At 60.6% G+C, this 17,241-nt stretch carries 18 protein-coding genes; 12 read left to right on the top strand and 6 right to left on the bottom strand.

The window, feature by feature from the left end; genetic code table 11:
* Positions 1-371: 371 nt before the first annotated feature.
* Positions 372-1,337, top strand: coding sequence for a transaldolase (gene tal, locus N2601_RS13885; protein ID WP_260303154.1), 966 nt, complete (start codon positions 372-374; stop codon positions 1,335-1,337).
* Positions 1,338-1,435: 98 nt separating this feature from the next.
* Here tal and N2601_RS13880 read toward each other — a convergent pair whose 3' ends face one another.
* From N2601_RS13880 to N2601_RS13865, 4 genes are all read right to left on the bottom strand, one after another.
* Entirely contained in the window at positions 1,436-2,593 is a 1,158-nt protein-coding gene (locus tag N2601_RS13880; RefSeq protein WP_104824361.1) for a CaiB/BaiF CoA transferase family protein, read from the bottom strand.
* A gap of 1 nt (position 2,594) precedes the next feature.
* Positions 2,595-3,140 carry a MaoC family dehydratase gene (locus N2601_RS13875; RefSeq protein WP_104824360.1) on the bottom strand — a complete coding sequence of 182 codons (546 nt, stop codon included), beginning with the start codon at positions 3,138-3,140 and terminating at the stop codon, positions 2,595-2,597.
* A 31-nt stretch (positions 3,141-3,171) separates the two neighbouring features.
* Entirely contained in the window at positions 3,172-4,008 is an 837-nt protein-coding gene (locus N2601_RS13870) for an amidohydrolase family protein (RefSeq protein ID WP_104824359.1), read from the bottom strand.
* 65 nt (positions 4,009-4,073) lie between these two features.
* Positions 4,074-4,865 (bottom strand): IclR family transcriptional regulator, encoded by a 792-nt coding sequence (locus tag N2601_RS13865; protein WP_104824358.1) that lies wholly within the window; start codon positions 4,863-4,865, stop codon positions 4,074-4,076.
* Positions 4,866-5,041: 176 nt separating this feature from the next.
* Here N2601_RS13865 and N2601_RS13860 point away from each other — a divergent pair, with 176 nt between their 5' ends.
* From N2601_RS13860 to N2601_RS13810, 11 genes are all read left to right on the top strand, one after another.
* A complete protein-coding gene (locus N2601_RS13860) occupies positions 5,042-6,358 on the top strand; it encodes an ABC transporter substrate-binding protein (protein WP_104824357.1) in 1,317 nt (438 codons plus the stop codon).
* Positions 6,359-6,538: 180 nt separating this feature from the next.
* Positions 6,539-7,432, top strand: coding sequence for a carbohydrate ABC transporter permease (locus tag N2601_RS13855; protein ID WP_104824356.1), 894 nt, complete (start codon positions 6,539-6,541; stop codon positions 7,430-7,432).
* A gap of 2 nt (positions 7,433-7,434) precedes the next feature.
* Positions 7,435-8,301: a carbohydrate ABC transporter permease gene (locus N2601_RS13850; RefSeq protein WP_104824355.1), complete on the top strand. Its 867-nt coding sequence runs from the start codon at positions 7,435-7,437 to the stop codon at positions 8,299-8,301.
* Between the two features lie 5 nt (positions 8,302-8,306).
* The gene (locus N2601_RS13845) at positions 8,307-9,404 is read left to right on the top strand and encodes an ABC transporter ATP-binding protein (protein ID WP_104824354.1); all 1,098 of its coding nucleotides are present in this window, start codon (positions 8,307-8,309) and stop codon (positions 9,402-9,404) included.
* Positions 9,405-9,421: 17 nt separating this feature from the next.
* Positions 9,422-10,534 carry a mandelate racemase/muconate lactonizing enzyme family protein gene (locus tag N2601_RS13840; protein WP_104824353.1) on the top strand — a complete coding sequence of 371 codons (1,113 nt, stop codon included), beginning with the start codon at positions 9,422-9,424 and terminating at the stop codon, positions 10,532-10,534.
* A 14-nt stretch (positions 10,535-10,548) separates the two neighbouring features.
* On the top strand, positions 10,549-10,878 hold the full coding sequence (locus tag N2601_RS13835) for an L-rhamnose mutarotase (protein WP_104824352.1): 330 nt from the start codon (positions 10,549-10,551) through the stop codon (positions 10,876-10,878).
* A 201-nt stretch (positions 10,879-11,079) separates the two neighbouring features.
* Positions 11,080-12,153: a Gfo/Idh/MocA family protein gene (locus N2601_RS13830; RefSeq protein WP_104824351.1), complete on the top strand. Its 1,074-nt coding sequence runs from the start codon at positions 11,080-11,082 to the stop codon at positions 12,151-12,153.
* A gap of 3 nt (positions 12,154-12,156) precedes the next feature.
* Entirely contained in the window at positions 12,157-12,609 is a 453-nt protein-coding gene (locus N2601_RS13825; protein WP_104824350.1) for a MaoC/PaaZ C-terminal domain-containing protein, read from the top strand.
* Positions 12,610-12,615: 6 nt separating this feature from the next.
* Positions 12,616-13,749, top strand: a complete 1,134-nt coding sequence (locus N2601_RS13820) for an extracellular solute-binding protein (protein ID WP_104824349.1) — start codon at positions 12,616-12,618, stop codon at positions 13,747-13,749.
* Between the two features lie 114 nt (positions 13,750-13,863).
* On the top strand, positions 13,864-14,595 hold the full coding sequence (locus N2601_RS13815) for an SDR family oxidoreductase (protein WP_104824348.1): 732 nt from the start codon (positions 13,864-13,866) through the stop codon (positions 14,593-14,595).
* Positions 14,596-14,704: 109 nt separating this feature from the next.
* Positions 14,705-15,379, top strand: coding sequence for a DUF1345 domain-containing protein (locus N2601_RS13810; RefSeq protein ID WP_104825216.1), 675 nt, complete (start codon positions 14,705-14,707; stop codon positions 15,377-15,379).
* Positions 15,380-15,414: 35 nt separating this feature from the next.
* Here the strand turns inward: N2601_RS13810 and N2601_RS13805 are convergent, their stop codons facing one another.
* Entirely contained in the window at positions 15,415-15,588 is a 174-nt protein-coding gene (locus tag N2601_RS13805) for a DUF1328 domain-containing protein (RefSeq protein ID WP_104824347.1), read from the bottom strand.
* Between the two features lie 225 nt (positions 15,589-15,813).
* A complete protein-coding gene (locus tag N2601_RS13800) occupies positions 15,814-17,241 on the bottom strand; it encodes a gamma-aminobutyraldehyde dehydrogenase (protein ID WP_260303153.1) in 1,428 nt (475 codons plus the stop codon).

The following is a 17,241-nucleotide window of genomic DNA, read 5'->3' as shown; positions in this document are numbered from 1 at the left end:
TTATGTCAATTGAAATGCACAAATGTCCTTGACTTTTCGCTGCGAGATTGATGATAGTCGCCGTGAGGAAGTCGGTCTTTGTCCAGTCGAGGAGGGCAATGTGCGAGTGCTGCGCCGTGGATGCGTCTGGCCAAGCAGGGAGCCATATAGGGCGCTCGGTTTTGGCGGAAAGCCTGTCTTCGGCAATTGCTTCTTCGCGGCTTTGACCGTTCACCGGAAATGGAACTTTCGCGCTTTTTCTCCCGTTACCGAGGCATAGGAGAAGGAACGGCGCAATCCGCTTGCAGTCTTCGTGTCGTCCATCGAACCGGACGGAATTCGCCGGTCAATATCTCTCAATTCAATGGGCCAATTCAACAAGGATACGTATCATGACATCCAAGCTTGACCAACTTCGCGCTATGACGACGGTCGTGGCCGATACCGGCGATATCGAGGCGGTTGCCCGCCTGAAGCCGGTCGACTGCACGACCAATCCGACCATCGTCCTGAAGGCGCTCGGCACGCCGATGTTTGCCGACGCGATCAAGGAAGCCGTCGCCTGGGGCAAGAAGCAGGGTGGTACGCCGGACGCCGTTGCCGCTGCCGTCGCCGACCGCCTGGCAATCTCCGTTGGCGCCGCTCTCTCCGGCCTCGTTCCCGGCCGCGTCTCGACGGAAGTCGACGCCGATCTCTCCTTCAACACCGAAGGTTCGATCGCCAAGGCCCGCTCCATCATCGCTGCCTACAAGGAACGCGGCATCGGCCATGACCGCATCCTGATCAAACTCGCATCCACCTGGGAAGGCATCCGCGCCGCCGAAGTCCTGCAGAAGGAAGGCATCGACTGCAACCTGACGCTGCTCTTCAGCAAGGCCCAGGCCGTTGCCTGCGCCGGCGCCAAGGTTTTCCTGATCTCGCCCTTCGTCGGCCGCATCCTCGACTGGTACAAGAAGTCGACCGGCAAGGAGTTCACGCCAGAAGAAGATCCGGGCGTTATTTCTGTTCGCGAGATCTACAATTACTACAAGGCCAATGACATCAAGACGATCGTCATGGGCGCCTCCTTCCGCAGCGCCGGCGAAATCGAAGCGCTGGCCGGCTGCGATCGCCTGACGATCAGCCCCAACCTGCTTGACGAACTCGCCAAGGATGAAGGCAAGCTGGAGCGCAAGCTCTCGCCGGAAAACAAGACTTCCGTCTCCAAGATCGCCGTCGATGAACGGACCTTCCGCTGGATGATGAACGAAGATGCGATGGCAACCGAAAAGCTCGCCGAAGGCATTCGCGCCTTCGCCAAGGATCTGGTCGCCCTTCGCACCATGGTCGGCAAGGAACTGCAGCTCGCCGCTGCCTAATGCGAGGTTGCTTCTCTTTTTGAAGAGGGCCGTTGTTTAAGAGGGTGCCGCAGAGATGCGGCGCCCTTTTTTTGTTTCGGATGATAGGGCGGAAAAGCCTACCCAATAAATTCCGCCCTGATCTGCTCCGATTGACCACCGATCGTCGGCGCCGCAAAGCTGTTCTTGCTCCTGACACCGTCGACGCGGATCGGGTTTGCCGTTGTGCGAACGGAGGTGCCGTCGTCGCGGGTTACCGTCTGCAGCATGTCGAGCTGGCGGAAGGCAGCGCTTTGCAGCAGTTTCGGCCAGTCCAGCACCTCCGCGGCCCAGATATCGGCGGGCTCCAGGATGGCGAGCCATTCCCTCACCGTCTTCTCGTGCAGGCGGGCAGCGATCAGGCTCTTGATCTCGTCGCGGCGGGAGAAGGCCTCGTCCGGCGTATAATCGGCAAGCGCCGGAAGCTCGAAGAGCGGCGCCAGATTCGCGAGCGGCATCATGGCCAGCGCCAACCAGCCATCGGCGCAATGATAGACGCCGTAAGGAGCCGAGAGATAGGCGTGGGCATTGCGCACGGAGGATTTCTTCGGCAGGCGGCCGCCGTCGTTCAGATGGGTGGTCAGTACCTCGAACTGGAAATCGATCATCGCTTCCAGCAGGCTGGTTTCGACATGGACGCCCTGACCGGTGACGCCGCGCCGCACGAGGCCGGCGAGAATGCCCTGGACGATGAGATTGCCGGCCAGCATGTCGGCGACCGCGAGGCCGAAGGGCACCGGACCGTCATCGGCTTCACCGTTCAGCCACATGGCGCCGGAGCGGGCCTGGGCAAGCAGGTCTTGACCGGGGAAATGCCGCCATTCGTTATCGGGCCCGTAGCCGGTGATGCTGCCATAGACGATGCGGGGATTGATCTTCGCGACCGTGACGTAGTCGAGACCCAGGCGGTCGATGACCCCGGGGCGGAAATTCTGGATGATGACGTCGGCCTTTGCGATCAGCACGCGCAGGTCCTGCAGGTCACCTTCGTCCTTCATATTGATGGCAACGCTTTCCTTGCCGCGATTGATCGCGTGGAAGAGCGTCGAGTCGCCGCCAATCTCGGTGTCGCTGAGATAAAGCCGGCGGCAGAGATCGCCTCCATCGGGACGCTCGATCTTGATCACCCGCGCGCCGAGATCGCCAAGCCGCAGCGCGGCCATCGGCCCAGCCAGGAATTGGCTCATATCGAGCACCGTGATGCCGTCGAGCAGGCCGCCATTATTGCCTTCGATCATCTCAGCCCTTCAACTCCGGAGCGTCCGCGGGCCGGCCGTCCTTGTAGCGCACCGTCTGGATATGCTCGCAATAGAGCACCAGCTCGCCTTCGCCCTTGAAGACTTCGTAGGAAGAGCGGATCAGGCCGAGATCCTTATATTTCGGCTGTTTATCGAGATTGGTGCGGATGGTGTAGATCGTGTCGCCGATGAAGGTGGGCTTGATGAAGCGCAGCCTGTCATAGCCATAGGAAAAGGCGTTGATGCAGTTGGTGGCGACGAGGCCGAGGCCGGCGGAGAAGACGAAGGCGCCGGCGACGAGGCGCTTGCCGAACAGACCTTCCGTCTCCGCAAAGATCTGGTCGCTGACATAGGGATGCATATCGAGAACAAGGGCGTTGAACTGCTGGGATTCGCCTTCGGAGATCGTCCGCCGCAGCGAGCGGATCTTGTGGCCGATCTCGAAGTCTTCATAGAACCAGTTTTCCGAGTTCCAGACGGGAATATCGGCATGATCCGCCGGCATGGTCTTGGGGTGGGTGCTGGAAATGCCGACGGTGGCGGTCATGGCATTGGCTTTCGGTGGAAACGCGCCGGTCTCAGAGAGACCAGAGGCGCTTGGCGTTAAGATGATAGAGCCGATTGCGTTCGTCGGCGCTTACGCCTTGCATCAAGGCATGGGTGGCGGCGACCCAGGTGGAGAGATTGCCGGCGAGCGTGCAGACCGGCCAATCGCTGCCCCAGATGACGCGATCCCAGCCGAAGCTTGTGATGCAGTGTTCGACGAAGGGACGCAGTGTTTCTGGCGACCAGTTATCGGGATCGGTATAGGCAACGACACCGGAGATCTTCACGGTAACATTCGGCCGTTTGGCAACCTCACTGATCCCAGACGACCAGCTTTCGCTCAATCCATCCTTTACTGCCGGCACGCCGCAATGATCGAGCACGAAGCGGATGTCGGGATTGAGGTCGATTAGCGCGATCGCCTGGGAAATCTGATGCGGGAGGACGCATAGATCGAAGGTGAGCCGTGTATTGTTGAGCCGCTTCAAATTTTCGCGGAAAAGTGCGCCTTCGGAAACGTCGTCGGGAACGACATGCAGCACCCGGCGGAAGCCTTTTACGAAGGGGTCGGCGAGCACGCGTTCGAGATAGGCGGGAAAGCCGGCATTTTCCGGACGGCAGGCGGCGATCGCGCCGCGCAGCAGGCTGCCGGGCTCACGGCTCAGACCTTTGACATAGTCGGTCTCGCGTTCGATATCCTCTTCGGCGACATCGACTTCCATGTGAAGCGTGTCGGTGATGCCGAGGCGCTTCGCTTCGCGCGCATAGTCCTCACAGAGGCTGTCGCGATTGAGCGCACCGGCGCCAGCTAGCCAGGGATAGGCGAGCTTTTTTCGGTCGACAATATGCAAGTGGCTGTCGAAAAGCATGGTGTTCCTCCCATACCTGCTTGCTCAACATATACTCACATAAGAATAGTTTATTCAAATAAAAATTATAACTCCGCCTTGTCGACCGTGCCGGCGACGGTTTCGGAGATATCCTTGGCCGCTTCCCGCACATATTCGACGACCTGTTCGCGTGTCGGTGCCTTCTGGTTCACGGGCTCGATATAGGGGCAGGTCAGCGCTGCCAGTGCATTGCCGTCCATCGCCAGGATTGGTGCAGAAATATTGTGAACGCCACTCGTCTGCAGACTGTTCATGGTTTCGAAGCCCTTCTCGCGGATTGCCGAGAGCTTTTCCTCGAGATCGGCCGGCGGCTCCTCCGCGTCCTGTTCCTGGCGCCTCTGCTCATTGATCATCATCTGGCGCTGTTTTTCATCCTTGAATGCCAGAAGAATGTGGCCGGAGCCGGTATTATACAAATTGATCTGGGCGCCGACGCGGATCGAGATGCCCCAATAGGTCGGCGAATCCTGCTGGGCGATGACGACGACCGAGCCGCGGTCGAAAATCGCCAGATGGCAGGCTTGCTCGGCGCGGTTGGAGAATTCGCGCATCAGCGGCGTGGCGAAGGAAACAAGCCGGCGCACCGGCGCGTGGTAGTGCGCCAGGCCGAAGAGCTTGAGGGTCAGATAGAAGCGATCGCCGTCCTGACGCTGTACATAGCCACGCCGGACCAGGCGATCGAGCATACGGTAGAATTCGTTCGGGCTTTTGCCGAGCGCCTTGGCGATTTCGGCCTGCGTCAGGCCGCCGTCGATCCGCGCCAGCAGCTCCAGGATATCGAGGCCTTTGTCCAGCGCCGGCGCGCGGTATCGATCGCTATCGTCTTCTACACTCATAGGGCCTCATCAGAGAAATATGATTCACCATTCATATATGAATGAAAGCGATTTGCAAGCGCCTGTGATCCCGCTTGACGGTCAGTGAATAAGGTGTTTACATATAAATCATTGATCCATATTTGGATCGTGAGGCGATCGGGCGGAGTGTCCGGTCCTTTAGGGAGGAAAATTCAATGAGGAATTTGAAGGCCGGTCTTGCCGCCGGCGTATTGGCATTGCTCGCGAGCTCCGCGGCCTTTGCCGCCGACCTGCCCGGCAAGTTCCCGGGCGTGACGATCGACGCCAAGCTGATCGGTGGCCAGCAATACGAGCCGCTTTATGGGCGCATTTCCGAGTGGGAGAAGGAGACCGGCGCCAAGGTCAACATCCTCTCCAAGAAGAACCACTTCGAGCTCGACAAGGAAATCAAGTCGGACATGGCGTCGGGCGATATTTCCTGGTGCGTCGGCTCGAACCACTCGTCCTTCGCCCCTCAGTATCCCGACCTCTATACTGACCTCGGCAAGCTGCTGCCGAAGGAAGAGATCGCCAAGTTCGTCGATTCGACCATCGAGGCATCGACCATCGACGGCCGGCTAGTCATGCTGCCGCGCGCTCAGTTCGACGTTTCGGCACTCTACTATCAGAAGAGCCTCTACAACGATGAGGCCAAGAAGACGGCGTTCAAGACCAAGTACGGCTACGACCTGGCGCCGCCGAAGACCTGGAAGGAAGTGTCAGACCAGGCAACCTTCTTCGCCAATCCGCCGAACTTCTTCGGCACGCAGTTCCCCGGCAAGGAAGAGGCGATCAACGGCCGCTTCTATGAAATGCTGGTCGCCGAAGGCGGCGAATATCTCGATAAGGACGGCAAACCGGCCTTCAATTCCGAAGCCGGCGTGCGCGCGCTCGACTGGTTCGTGAACATGTACAAGGCGAAGGCCGTTCCGGCCGGCACGACCAACTATCTTTGGGACGATCTCGGCGCCGGTTTTGCGTCGGGCACCGTCGCGCTCGATCTCGATTGGCCGGGCTGGGCGACCTACTTCAACGATCCGAAGTCCTCGAAGATCGCCGGCAATGTCGGCGTCGTCGTGCAGCCTGTCGGTTCGGCCGGCAAGCACACCGGCTGGTCCGGCCATCACGGCTTCTCCGTGACGGAAGCGTGCAAGAACAAGGATGCCGCCGCCTCGCTCGTCTGGTTCCTTACCAACGACGATTCGCAGAAGCTCGAAGCCGCCAACGGCACGCTGCCGACCCGCAAGGCCGTCTGGGAATGGGACATCCAACAGGCTGCATCCGATCCTTACAAGAAGGAAGTGCTCAGCACTTTCCAGGAATCGATGAAGTATGCCTTCCCGGTTCCGCGCACGCCGCAATGGATCGAGATTTCCAACGTCGTCTATCCTGAGCTTCAGGCCGCCATCCTCGGCGACAAGACCTCCAAGGAAGCGCTCGACACGGCCGCACAAAAGGCAACCGACGTCCTGAAGGACGCCGGCGCACTCTGATCGCCGCAATCAAACTCCCGCATCCGACAGAGGGTGCGGGAGTTGTTTGAAAAATAGTATGACCTGCGCCTTTAGGGGCCGGTCTGTCCGGCCGGCTGTGACGCCGGCCTCTCGGCCCCATGCAATCGCATTCCACGCAGTCCGGGCCATGCTGCTGAGGAATGCCGACAGGTGCAAACCATGTATAAGAAAATATCTCCACCGGTCCTGCTGCTTCTTCCGGCGATCATCGTGCTTGTGGCGGTGGTGCTGTTTCCGTTGCTTCTGTCCTTCTATTCCAGCTTCACGCCGTTCCGCCTGACGCGCCCGGCGACGCTCTTCACCTTCATCGGCTTGCGGAATTATACCCGCATTCTCACCGATCCGGTTTTCCTGGCGGCCTTCGTGCGCACCGTGGTGCTGCTGACCATCGCGCTCAATCTGGAAATGCTGCTCGGCCTCTGCCTGGCGCTTCTGGTCAACAAGGCAACTTACGGCAAGCGTGTGCTGCGCACGCTGATGATGTTTCCGATGATGTTTTCGCCGGTGCTCGTCGGCTTCCAGTTCAAATTCATGTTCAACGACAATGTCGGCATCATCAACAATGCCCTGCAATCCCTGGGCATAACCAATAGTGCCATCCCCTGGCTGATCGACGGCAATCTGGCGCTGCTGTCGATCGTCATCGCCGAAATCTGGTCGTCGACGTCGGTTTTCGCCATCCTCATCCTCGCTGGCCTGCTCGCCATGCCGCAGGAGCCGGTGGAGGCCGCGAAAGTGGACGGCTGCACGAGCTGGCAGACCTTTCGTTACGTCACCTGGCCGTTCCTGATGCCGTTCGCCTTTATCGCCATGACGATCCGCTCGCTCGACGTTGCCCGCGCCTACGACATCGTCAAGATCATGACGGATGGCGGCCCGGCGCGCCGCACCGAGCTGATCTGGACGCTGGTCGGGCGCACGGCCTATGCCGATGCGCAGATGGGGCTCGCCAACGCCATGGCCTATGTCTCGATCATCCTGTCGATCGCCTTCACAGTCTATTTCTTCCGTAAGCTGGCGCTTGCCCGCACCCAGATCGGAGCGGAGTGGTAATCATGGATCGCAACGCTGAACAACGCATGCGCCGCCGCATCGGAAAAGTCGCCTATCTCATCGGCCTTTTCATCGCGATGCTCATCATCTGCCTGCCGGGCTTCTGGATCATCCTCAGCTCGCTGCGGCCCACGGTCGAGATCATGGCGAAGCCGCCGGTTTGGATCCCGCAGGAGCTGTCGCTCGATGCCTATCGCGCCATGTTTGGTGGGGCGGGACAGGGCGGCATCCCCGTTTGGGATTATTTCCGTAATTCGCTGGTGATTTCCGTCACCTCTACCGTCATTGCGCTGATCATCGGCATGTCCGGCGGCTATGCCTTCGCGCGCTTCCGCTTCACCGGCAAATCCGCGGTGTTCCTCGGCCTGATGCTGACGCGCTCCGTGCCGGGCGTCGCGCTATCGCTGCCGCTCTTCATGGTCTATGCACGGCTCGGCATCATCGACACGCATTTCGGCCTGATCCTCACCTATGTCGCGCTGAATGTGCCTTTCACCATCTGGCTGATCGACGGTTTCTTCCGGCAGGTGCCGAAGGACCTCGCCGAAGCCGCGCAGATCGACGGCTGCACGCGCTGGCAAGCCTTCTGGCAGGTGGAATTTCCGCTCGCCGGCCCCGGCATCGCATCCGCCGGCATCTTCGCCTTTCTCACCTGCTGGAACGAATATGCATTGGCCTCGCAGCTCACGCGCTCCGTCGATTCCAAGACACTCCCGGTCGGGCTGCTCGACTATACGGCGGAATTCACCATCGACTGGCGCGGCATGTGCGCTCTCGCGGTGGTGATGATCGTTCCGGCGCTCGCTCTCACCTTCATTATTCAGAAGCATCTGGTGTCCGGTCTGACATTCGGTGCGGTCAAAGGTTGAACCCCATGGCTCAGGTTACGCTCAAAAAACTCGTCAAGCGCTATGGCGCCCTGGAAATCGTGCACGGGATTGACCTTGATATCAGGGACAAGGAATTCATCGCCCTTGTCGGGCCTTCCGGCTGCGGCAAGTCGACGACGCTGCGCATGATCGCGGGCCTCGAGGACGTCTCCGAGGGCGCCATCATGATCGGCGATATCATCGTCAACGACCTGCCACCGCGAGATCGCAACATCTCCATGGTGTTCCAGTCCTACGCGCTCTATCCGCACATGACCGTGCGCGAGAATATGGGCTTCTCGCTGAAGATCGCCAAGCAGCCGCAGGCGGAAATCGACCAGCGCGTCAACGAGGCGGCCGCGATCCTTAGCCTGGAAGCGTTGATGGACCGTCGCCCGGCACAGCTTTCCGGCGGCCAGCGCCAGCGCGTTGCCATGGGCCGCGCCATCGTCCGCCAGCCGGAAGTCTTCCTCTTCGACGAGCCGCTGTCGAACCTCGACGCCAAGCTGCGTACGCAGATGCGCACCGAGATCAAGAAGCTGCATGCCAAGGTGCAGTCGACGGTGATCTACGTCACCCATGACCAGGTGGAAGCGATGACGCTTGCCGACCGCATCGTCATCATGCGCGATGGCTACATCGAGCAGGTCGGCACGCCGGATGAAGTGTTCAAGCGGCCGGCCACGCGCTTCGTCGCCGGCTTCATCGGCTCGCCGCCGATGAATATCGAGGAGGCAACGGTTTCGGCCGGCGCGCTGGTGTTCAAGAATGGCGACAAGCTGCCGCTGCCGGGGCAATTTGCGGATCGGGTCAGAGATGGCGAAAAGGTTGCCTTCGGCCTACGCCCGGACGATATTTTCCCGAGCGGCCATGGCCTTCATTCCGGCGCCGAGGCCGCGGTGCATGAGGTGACGTTGCCCGTCGCCATCACCGAGCCTCTCGGCAATGAAACCCTGGTCTTCGTCGAATTCGCCGGTCGCGAATGGGTGTCGCGTATGCTCAATCCGCGCGGATTAAAGAGCGGCGAACAATTGAAAATGAGCTTCGACCTCAGCCAGGCGCATCTCTTTTCCACCGAGACCGGCAAGAGCCTGGCGATCTGAGCGGGGGAGGCAAGCACATGGCCCGCATCGAGAAAATTGAGCTGCGCATGGTCGACCTGCCGCCGAAGGTGAAGCGGACGGATGCGATCCAGAGCTTTGTCAGCCAGGAGACGCCGATCGTCACCATCACCGATTCCGACGGCGCCGTCGGTACCGGCTACAGTTACACGATCGGCACCGGCGGCTCCTCCGTCATGCGGCTGCTGTCGGACCATCTCGTGCCGCTGCTGATCGGCGAGGATGCCGATTGCATCGAGGCGATCTGGCACAAAATGGAATTCGCGACCCATGCGACGACCATCGGCGCCATTACCGCGCTGGCGCTCGCCGCCATCGACACGGCGCTTTGGGATCTGCGCGCCAAGAAGCAGAAGCTGCCGCTCTGGAAGCTTGCCGGCGGCGCCAAGGATCGTTGCCCGCTCTACACGACCGAGGGAGGCTGGCTGCACATCGAGAAGGAGGCTTTGGTCGAGGATGCCTTGCAGGCGAAGGCCAAGGGTTTCTCCGGCTCGAAGGTGAAGATCGGCAAGCCGCATGGCTCGGAAGATTACGACCGGCTTTCCGCCATGCGTCTGGCGCTTGGGATGGGTTTCGAGATCATGACCGACTGTAATCAGGGCTTTACGGTCGATGAGGTCATCCGCCGTGCTGCAAGGTTGAGAGAACTCGATCTCGCTTGGATCGAGGAGCCGCTGCCATCAGACGATCTCGATGGCCATATTCGCCTGACGCGCTCGACGCCGACGCCGATTGCGGTCGGCGAATCCATGTATTCGATCCGGCATTTCCGCGAATATATGCAGAAGGGCGCCTGCTCGATCGTCCAGGTCGACGTTGCCCGTATCGGCGGCATCACGCCTTGGCTGAAGGTGGCACATGCGGCGGAAGCCTTCGATATTCCGGTCTGCCCGCATTTCCTGATGGAGCTGCATGTCAGCCTCGTCTGCGCCGTGCCGAACGGGAAATATGTCGAATATATCCCGCAGCTCGACGACCTCACCACCAAGGGCATGGAGATCATCGACGGCAGGGCAATCGCACCCTCCGAGCCCGGTATCGGTATCGCCTGGGATTGGGAAGCGGTGAAGGCACGCTCGATCGGCGAATTCACACGGGAAATCCACGGCTGAAGGAGGAATATGCCATGCAGCGGATGGGGATGGTGATCGGCCTGGAGCCGTCGAAGATCGAGGAATACAAGCGCCTGCATGCGGCCGTCTGGCCCGAGATCCTGGCGCTGATCTCCGAGTGCAACATCACCAACTATTCGATCTTCCTGAAGGAGCCGGAAAATCTGCTTTTCGGCTATTGGGAATATGTCGGCACGGATTTCGAGGCTGACATGGCCAAGATGGCCGCAAGCCCGAAAAACCAGGAATGGTGGTCCGTCTGCATGCCCTGTCAGAAGCCGCTCGAGACCCGCAAGGAAGGCGAGTGGTGGGCCATGATGGAAGAGGTGTTTCATCATGACTGAGATGAGGGTGCGCACCTTCTCCCCAGCGGGCAGAAGGACGCGCGGAGCGCGGGTTGAGGGGGCGTTACCGGGCGAACTTCGCCTTTTGCTTTCCGCTCAACGCAGCTCCGAATATGCCGCGAGACCCCCTCATCTGACCCTTCGGGCCATCTTCTGCCCGAGGGGAGAAGGCAAGGTTGCCGCCAACGCCGGAGATATCCAATGACCTTCGATCCCAAATCTCTCCGCCAATGGTGGCCGAAGCCGTCGAATCCCCGCCCGATCGTCATTTTTGGTGCCGGCAGCATCGTCGGCGACGCGCATCTGCCGGCCTACAACAAGGCGGGCTTCCCGGTCGCCGGTCTCTATGATCCGAATGCCGAGAAGGCAGCGGAGTTGGCGGCCCAATGGGGCATTTGCGCCTTTGCATCCGAGGCGGAGGCGTTTGCCGTCGAAGGTGCGATCTTCGATCTGGCAACGCCGCCGGCCGCCCATACCGCTATCCTTGCCAAGCTGCCGCGCGGCTCTTTTGCGCTGATCCAGAAGCCGATGGGCACCGATCTGGCTGCGGCGACGGAAATTCTCCGGGTATGCCGCGAGCGCGACATCAAGGCGGCTGTCAATTTCCAGCTTCGGTTCGCACCGATGATGCTGGCGCTCTATGATGCCGTCGATAAAGGCTATCTCGGCGAGGTCGTCGATTTCGACGCCTGGCTGGCGCTTGCAACGCCGTGGGGGCTCTGGCCTTTCCTGAAAGGCCTACCGCGGATCGAGATTGCCATGCACTCGATCCACTATCTCGATTTCATTCGCGGCCTGCTCGGCAATCCCAAGGGGGTGCATGCCAAGACGATCGGCCATCCGAACCATGAGGTGGCGCAGACGCGCACGGCCGCGATCCTCGACTATGGCGACAAGGTGCGCTGTGTGCTCTCGGTCAATCACGACCATGAATTCGGCCGCAAATTCCAGGCCTGCGAGTTCCGCATCTCCGGCACCAAGGGTGCGGCCTATATCAAACTCGGGGTCAATCTCGACTATCCGCGCGGCGAGCCGGACGAGCTGTGGATTCGCCCGGCCGGCGGCAGCGAGTGGGTCGAGGTGAAGCTTGAAGGCGCCTGGTTCCCGGATGCCTTCGTCAACCGTATGGCCAATCTGCAGCGTTTCGCCTCGGGCGAGGACCAGACATTGGTCGGCTCCGTCGAGGATGGCTGGCAGACCATGGCGCTGGTTGAGGCCGCCTATCAATCGAGCGCTGAGCCGGCAACGCCGATTGCCGGACTTCCAAAGGTGTAAGCGATGGCCCAACAAAGGATCTACTTTGAAGACTATGAGCTCGGCCACGTCCGCATAACGACCGGACGCACGATCACCGAGACCGATTTCGTTGTCCATGCCGGCCACACCGGCGATTTCTTTCCGCATCATATGGACGCGGAATTCGCCAAGACCTTGCCTGGCGGTCAGCGCATTGCCCACGGCACGATGATCTTCTCGATCGGCGTCGGGCTGACGGCCTCACTCATCAATCCCGTCGCCTTTTCCTATGGCTACGACCGGCTGCGGTTCATTCGCCCTGTGCATATCGGCGACACGATCCGCACGCGGGTGACGATATCGGCGAAAGAGGACGATCCGAAGCGCCCGGCGTCCGGCCGCGTTGTCGAGCGTTGCGAAGTGCTGAACCAGCGCGACGAGGTCGTCCTCGCCGCCGACCATATTCTGATCGTCGAGCGCAAAGCGGCAAACTGAGAGAGAATGATGGTGACACTCAAGGGAATGACCTGGTCGCATCCGCGCGGCTACGATCCGATGGTGGCATGCTCGGCCATCTGGAAGGAAAAGACCGGCGTCGAGGTCGTATGGGAGAAGCGCTCGCTGCAGGATTTCGAGACCTTTCCAGTGGAGGAGCTTGCGGCCGCCTATGATCTGATCGTCATCGACCATCCGCATGTCGGCCAGATCACGCGGGAGAATTGCCTGCTGCCGCTCGACGATGCGGACCATGCCGGTGAACTTGTCGCAATCGCCGCCGGCACGGTCGGGCGCTCCTATCCGAGCTACAATTGGCAGGGCCGGCAGTGGGGATTCCCGATCGATGCGGCGACACAGGTTCAGGCCTACCGGCCGGATCGGTTGAGTGGGCCGATCACCGATCTTGCCGAGATCGTATCGCTCGCGGCCAGGGGCAGGGCGATCCTGCCGATGCGGCCGCCGCATTCGCTGATGACCTTCTTCACGCTTGCGGCACATCTCGGCACGCCCTGCAGCGTCGAAGGACCGGAGTTGATCGCCACGGCGGATGGAGAAGCTGTGCTCGACTGGATGGCACGGCTCGTCGGCGGCATGGATGCCAAATGTGACGACATGGACCCGATAGCTGTCTTCGAGCTGATGGGTGAGCTGGATTGCCCCTATGACGTCGTCCCCTTCGCCTATGGCTATGTCAGCTATTCCTTTGCCGGATTCCGACCGGCGCGCTTAGCCTTTGCCGACATGCCCGTGATCGATGGCCGCGCGCCCAAAGGCTCAGCGCTCGGCGGCACGGGTATTGCCGTTTCGGCCCGGACGCAGGTGCCGGAGGAGGCCAAGGCCTTTGCACGCTGGATTGCCAGCGGGCCGGTGCAGGCGGGCGCCTACGCCAGTGGCAATGGCCAGCCCGGCCATGCCGACGCCTGGGGCAGCGATAGCGTTAACGGGCCGGCGCTCGATTTTTACCGCAATACGCGCGCGACGTTGGAGGGCGCCTATGTCCGGCCGCGTCATGACGGCTACATGGCTTTCCAGAGCGAGGCTTCCAACATTATTACCAATGGACTGCGCACCGCCGCGCGGCATACAGTCCTCATCGACAAGCTCAACCAGCTCTTCGCGCAATCGTTCGAAAGCTAGGGCAGGCGGCTCTAGCTGTTTGTTTTCGCATGATCTTATCCGCAAGCAACCACGCATTTTCGCTTCGTGGCCTTTCGGTCTCGGGATCATGCCCTGGAGGAAAGGATCAGGATTATGGGTCACGGATTGGAAGGCAAGAAGGTCGTCATCACGGCGGCGGGACAGGGGATTGGCCGCGCGACGGCTGAGCGCTTCATCTCGCTCGGGGCGCATGTATATGCCACCGACATCAACGAGCAGACGCTTTCGACGCTGGAAGGCGCCAGCAAGCATGTGCTGAACGTGCTCGACAGCGCCGCGGTCAAGGCATATGCCGATGAACTCGGTCCGATCGACGTGCTCTTCAATTGCGCCGGCTTCGTACATGCTGGCACCATCCTCGACTGCGAGGAGAAGGATTGGGATTTCTCCTTCAATCTCAATGCCAAGGCGATGTACACGACTTGCCGCACCTTCCTGCCGGGCATGCTCGAAAAGGGCAAAGGCTCGATCGTCAACATGTCCTCGGTCGCCTCCAGTGTGAAGGGCGTACCGAATCGCTTCGCCTACTGCGCCTCCAAGGCAGCGGTGATCGGCCTCACCAAGTCGATCGCCGCCGATTTCGTCGCCAAGGGTATCCGCGTCAATGCCATTTGCCCCGGCACGGTCGACAGCCCCTCGCTGCATGAGCGCCTGCGCGCCACCGGCGATTATGAGAAGGCGATGAAGGACTTCATCGCCCGCCAGCCGATGGGCCGCATCGCGACTGCCGAGGAGATCGCTGCCCTGGTGACCTATCTCGCCGGCGACGAGGCGGGTTTCACCACCGGTCAGATCCATGTCATCGACGGTGGCTGGACGGCTTGAACTAGCGTCTTCTCCAAGCGCGGAGGCCTCGCATTGCGGGGCCTCTTTTTGTTTGCCACCTACGTCAGAGAATCTATATCTGATGGATATTTAGTGAATGGAGAGCGGCATGCGAATGGGCGGAGAGCAGCATCGTTCCGGGACCGCCGTGCTGTTGCACAAGCATCAGGTGATTCTGGTCAGCGTTGCGGCCGGCATCGTGTGCTTCCTGCTTCTGACCTCGCGTGCGTTCAATCCGAGCAACTTGCTTGTTGCCTGGGATGCCACCGCCATCATCTATATCGTATTCAGCCTGTACCGGATGCTAACATCCGATGTGCATCGCATCCGCAAGCGTTCGGCCGATCTCGATTTTTCGGATGCCGTTCTGCTGTTCCTGTCCATCGCGGCCGCAGTCGCCAGTGTTGGCGGCATCGCTCTGGAACTGCTCGGCGTCAAGGAGGCGCCGCCGCAGGTAGCGCTTTTCCGTGCATTGATGGCGATCGTAACGATCCTGATTTCCTGGGTGTTTCTGCACATGCTTTTTACGGTCCACTATGCGCACCGCTTCTATCGCGGTTCGGGTAGGGGGCAGGGGTTGAAGTTCGCCGAGCCGGTAGAGGAGCCCATCTATTGGGACTTCCTCTATTTCTCCTTCACCATCGGCGTCGCCGCCCAGACAGCCGATATCGGCGTATCTTCCGTCAGCATGCGCAAGCTGGTACTGCTGCACGCCATCCTGTCTTTCCTGTTCAACACGACGATCCTGGCGCTTGCGATCAATGTCGGGGCGAGCCTGGTGTAGCCCGCCCGCCGAAGCATCGTTGATATCTCGTCGGTTTAGAGCACCGCGTTACCGGCCATCACTGCCATGATCAGGAACACCAGGAAAACGATCAGGAAGAGCGCGAAGAGCACGCGGGCGATCGTCGCTGTTGCGGCCGAGACGCCGGAAAAGCCGAAAAAGCCGGCTATCAACGAAATCACGAAGAATATCAGAGCCCATTTCAGCATTAGAAAATCTCCTCTGCGTTGCGCCTAATGAAGACGCAGAAAAGGGGAAATTGTTCCGATGCCGTTTCGATTGCGGGGAGCGGTGGTAGGGCGGCATTCTTGAAACCAATGCCTTTCAGCAGACGTTTCGCAAGTGCTGCACCACCGGCCCTTCGCGTGGCTCAGGGCGTTCGGCGCTGCAATCGACCCGCTGGGTCGATTGCTTCGGTTACACCGAACCGCTTCTCACCCATGATTGATCATGACGTGCCGGACGGCTGTGTAGTCTTCCAGCGCGTAGACCGACATGTCCTTGCCGTAGCCGGATTGCTTCAGGCCGCCATGCGGCATTTCGTTGACCAGCATGAAATGGGTATTGATCCAAGTGCAGCCATATTGCAGGCGGGCGGCGGTTTGCATGCCGCGGCTGATGTCCTTGGTCCAGACGGAGGAGGCAAGGCCGTAGTCGCTGTCATTAGCCCAGGCGACGGCATCGTCGGTGCTGGTGAAGCGGGTGACGGAGACAACGGGGCCAAACACTTCGCGACGGACGATTTCGTCGTCCTGCGTGGCGCCGGCAACCACGGTGGGGGCGTAGAAGAAGCCGCGATCGCCCGAGGTCTTGCCGCCGGTGGTGATTTCCATGTGCCGGTGTTCGGCGGCGCGGGTGACGAAGCTTTCGACGCGGTCGCGCTGGCGCTTGGAGATCAGCGGGCCGATTTCGTTCTCCGTGTCGTCGGCAAGGTTGAACTTGATGCTGGAGACGGCAGAGGTCAGGTCGGCGACGAAATTGTCGTAGACCTTGGCATCGGCATAGATGCGGCAGGCGGCGGTGCAGTCCTGGCCGGCATTGTAATAGCCGAAGGTCCGGATACCGGCGACGACGGCGTCGATATCGGCGTCATCGAAGACGATGACCGGGGCTTTGCCGCCGAGTTCGAGATGGGTGCGTTTCACCGTCTTGGCGGCGGCCTGCAGGACTTTCTTGCCGGTGGCGACATCGCCGGTGATCGAGACCATGCCGATTTTCGGATGGTTGATCAGCGCATTGCCGACGCTCTCACCACGGCCAAGGATGACGTTGACGACGCCTTCAGGCAGGATGTCCGACAGGAGTTTCGCCATCTTCAATGCCGTCAGCGGCGTCTGTTCCGAGGGCTTGAAGACGACGGTGTTGCCGCCGGCAATGGCGGGCGCCAGCTTCCAGGCCATCATCATCAGCGGATAGTTCCACGGTGCGATGGAGCCGACAATGCCGATCGGATCGCGGCGGATCATTGAGGTGTGGCCGGGCAGGTACTCGCCGGCGACCGGGCCGTGCAGGTTGCGCACCGCGCCGGCGAAGAAGCGGTAGCAATCGACGATGGCGGGGATTTCGTCGTTGAGTACGGCATTGATCGGCTTGCCGCAGTTCAGCGCCTCGAGCGTCGCGAAGCTTTCGGCATCCTTCTCGATGGCGTCGGCAATCTTCAGGAGATAGGTGGAGCGCTGGGCGGGCGTCGTCTGCGACCAGCTCGCGAAAGCCTTCTCGGCGGCGTTGACGGCGGCATCGATCTGGCCGAGCGAGGCTTCCGGCAGATTGAGCACGGTCTCACCCGTCTTCGGGTTGAGAATATGCTCTTCCGTCTCCGAACCGGCCTCAAAGCGGGAGCCGATCAGCATTTGGGTGTCCAT

It is taken from the genome of Rhizobium sp. CB3060 (assembly GCF_025200735.1).
Taxonomy (GTDB): Bacteria; Pseudomonadota; Alphaproteobacteria; order Rhizobiales; family Rhizobiaceae; genus Rhizobium.
Note: the sequence above shows the minus strand (reverse complement) of the source record. Positions and strands in the feature narration are given on the sequence as shown.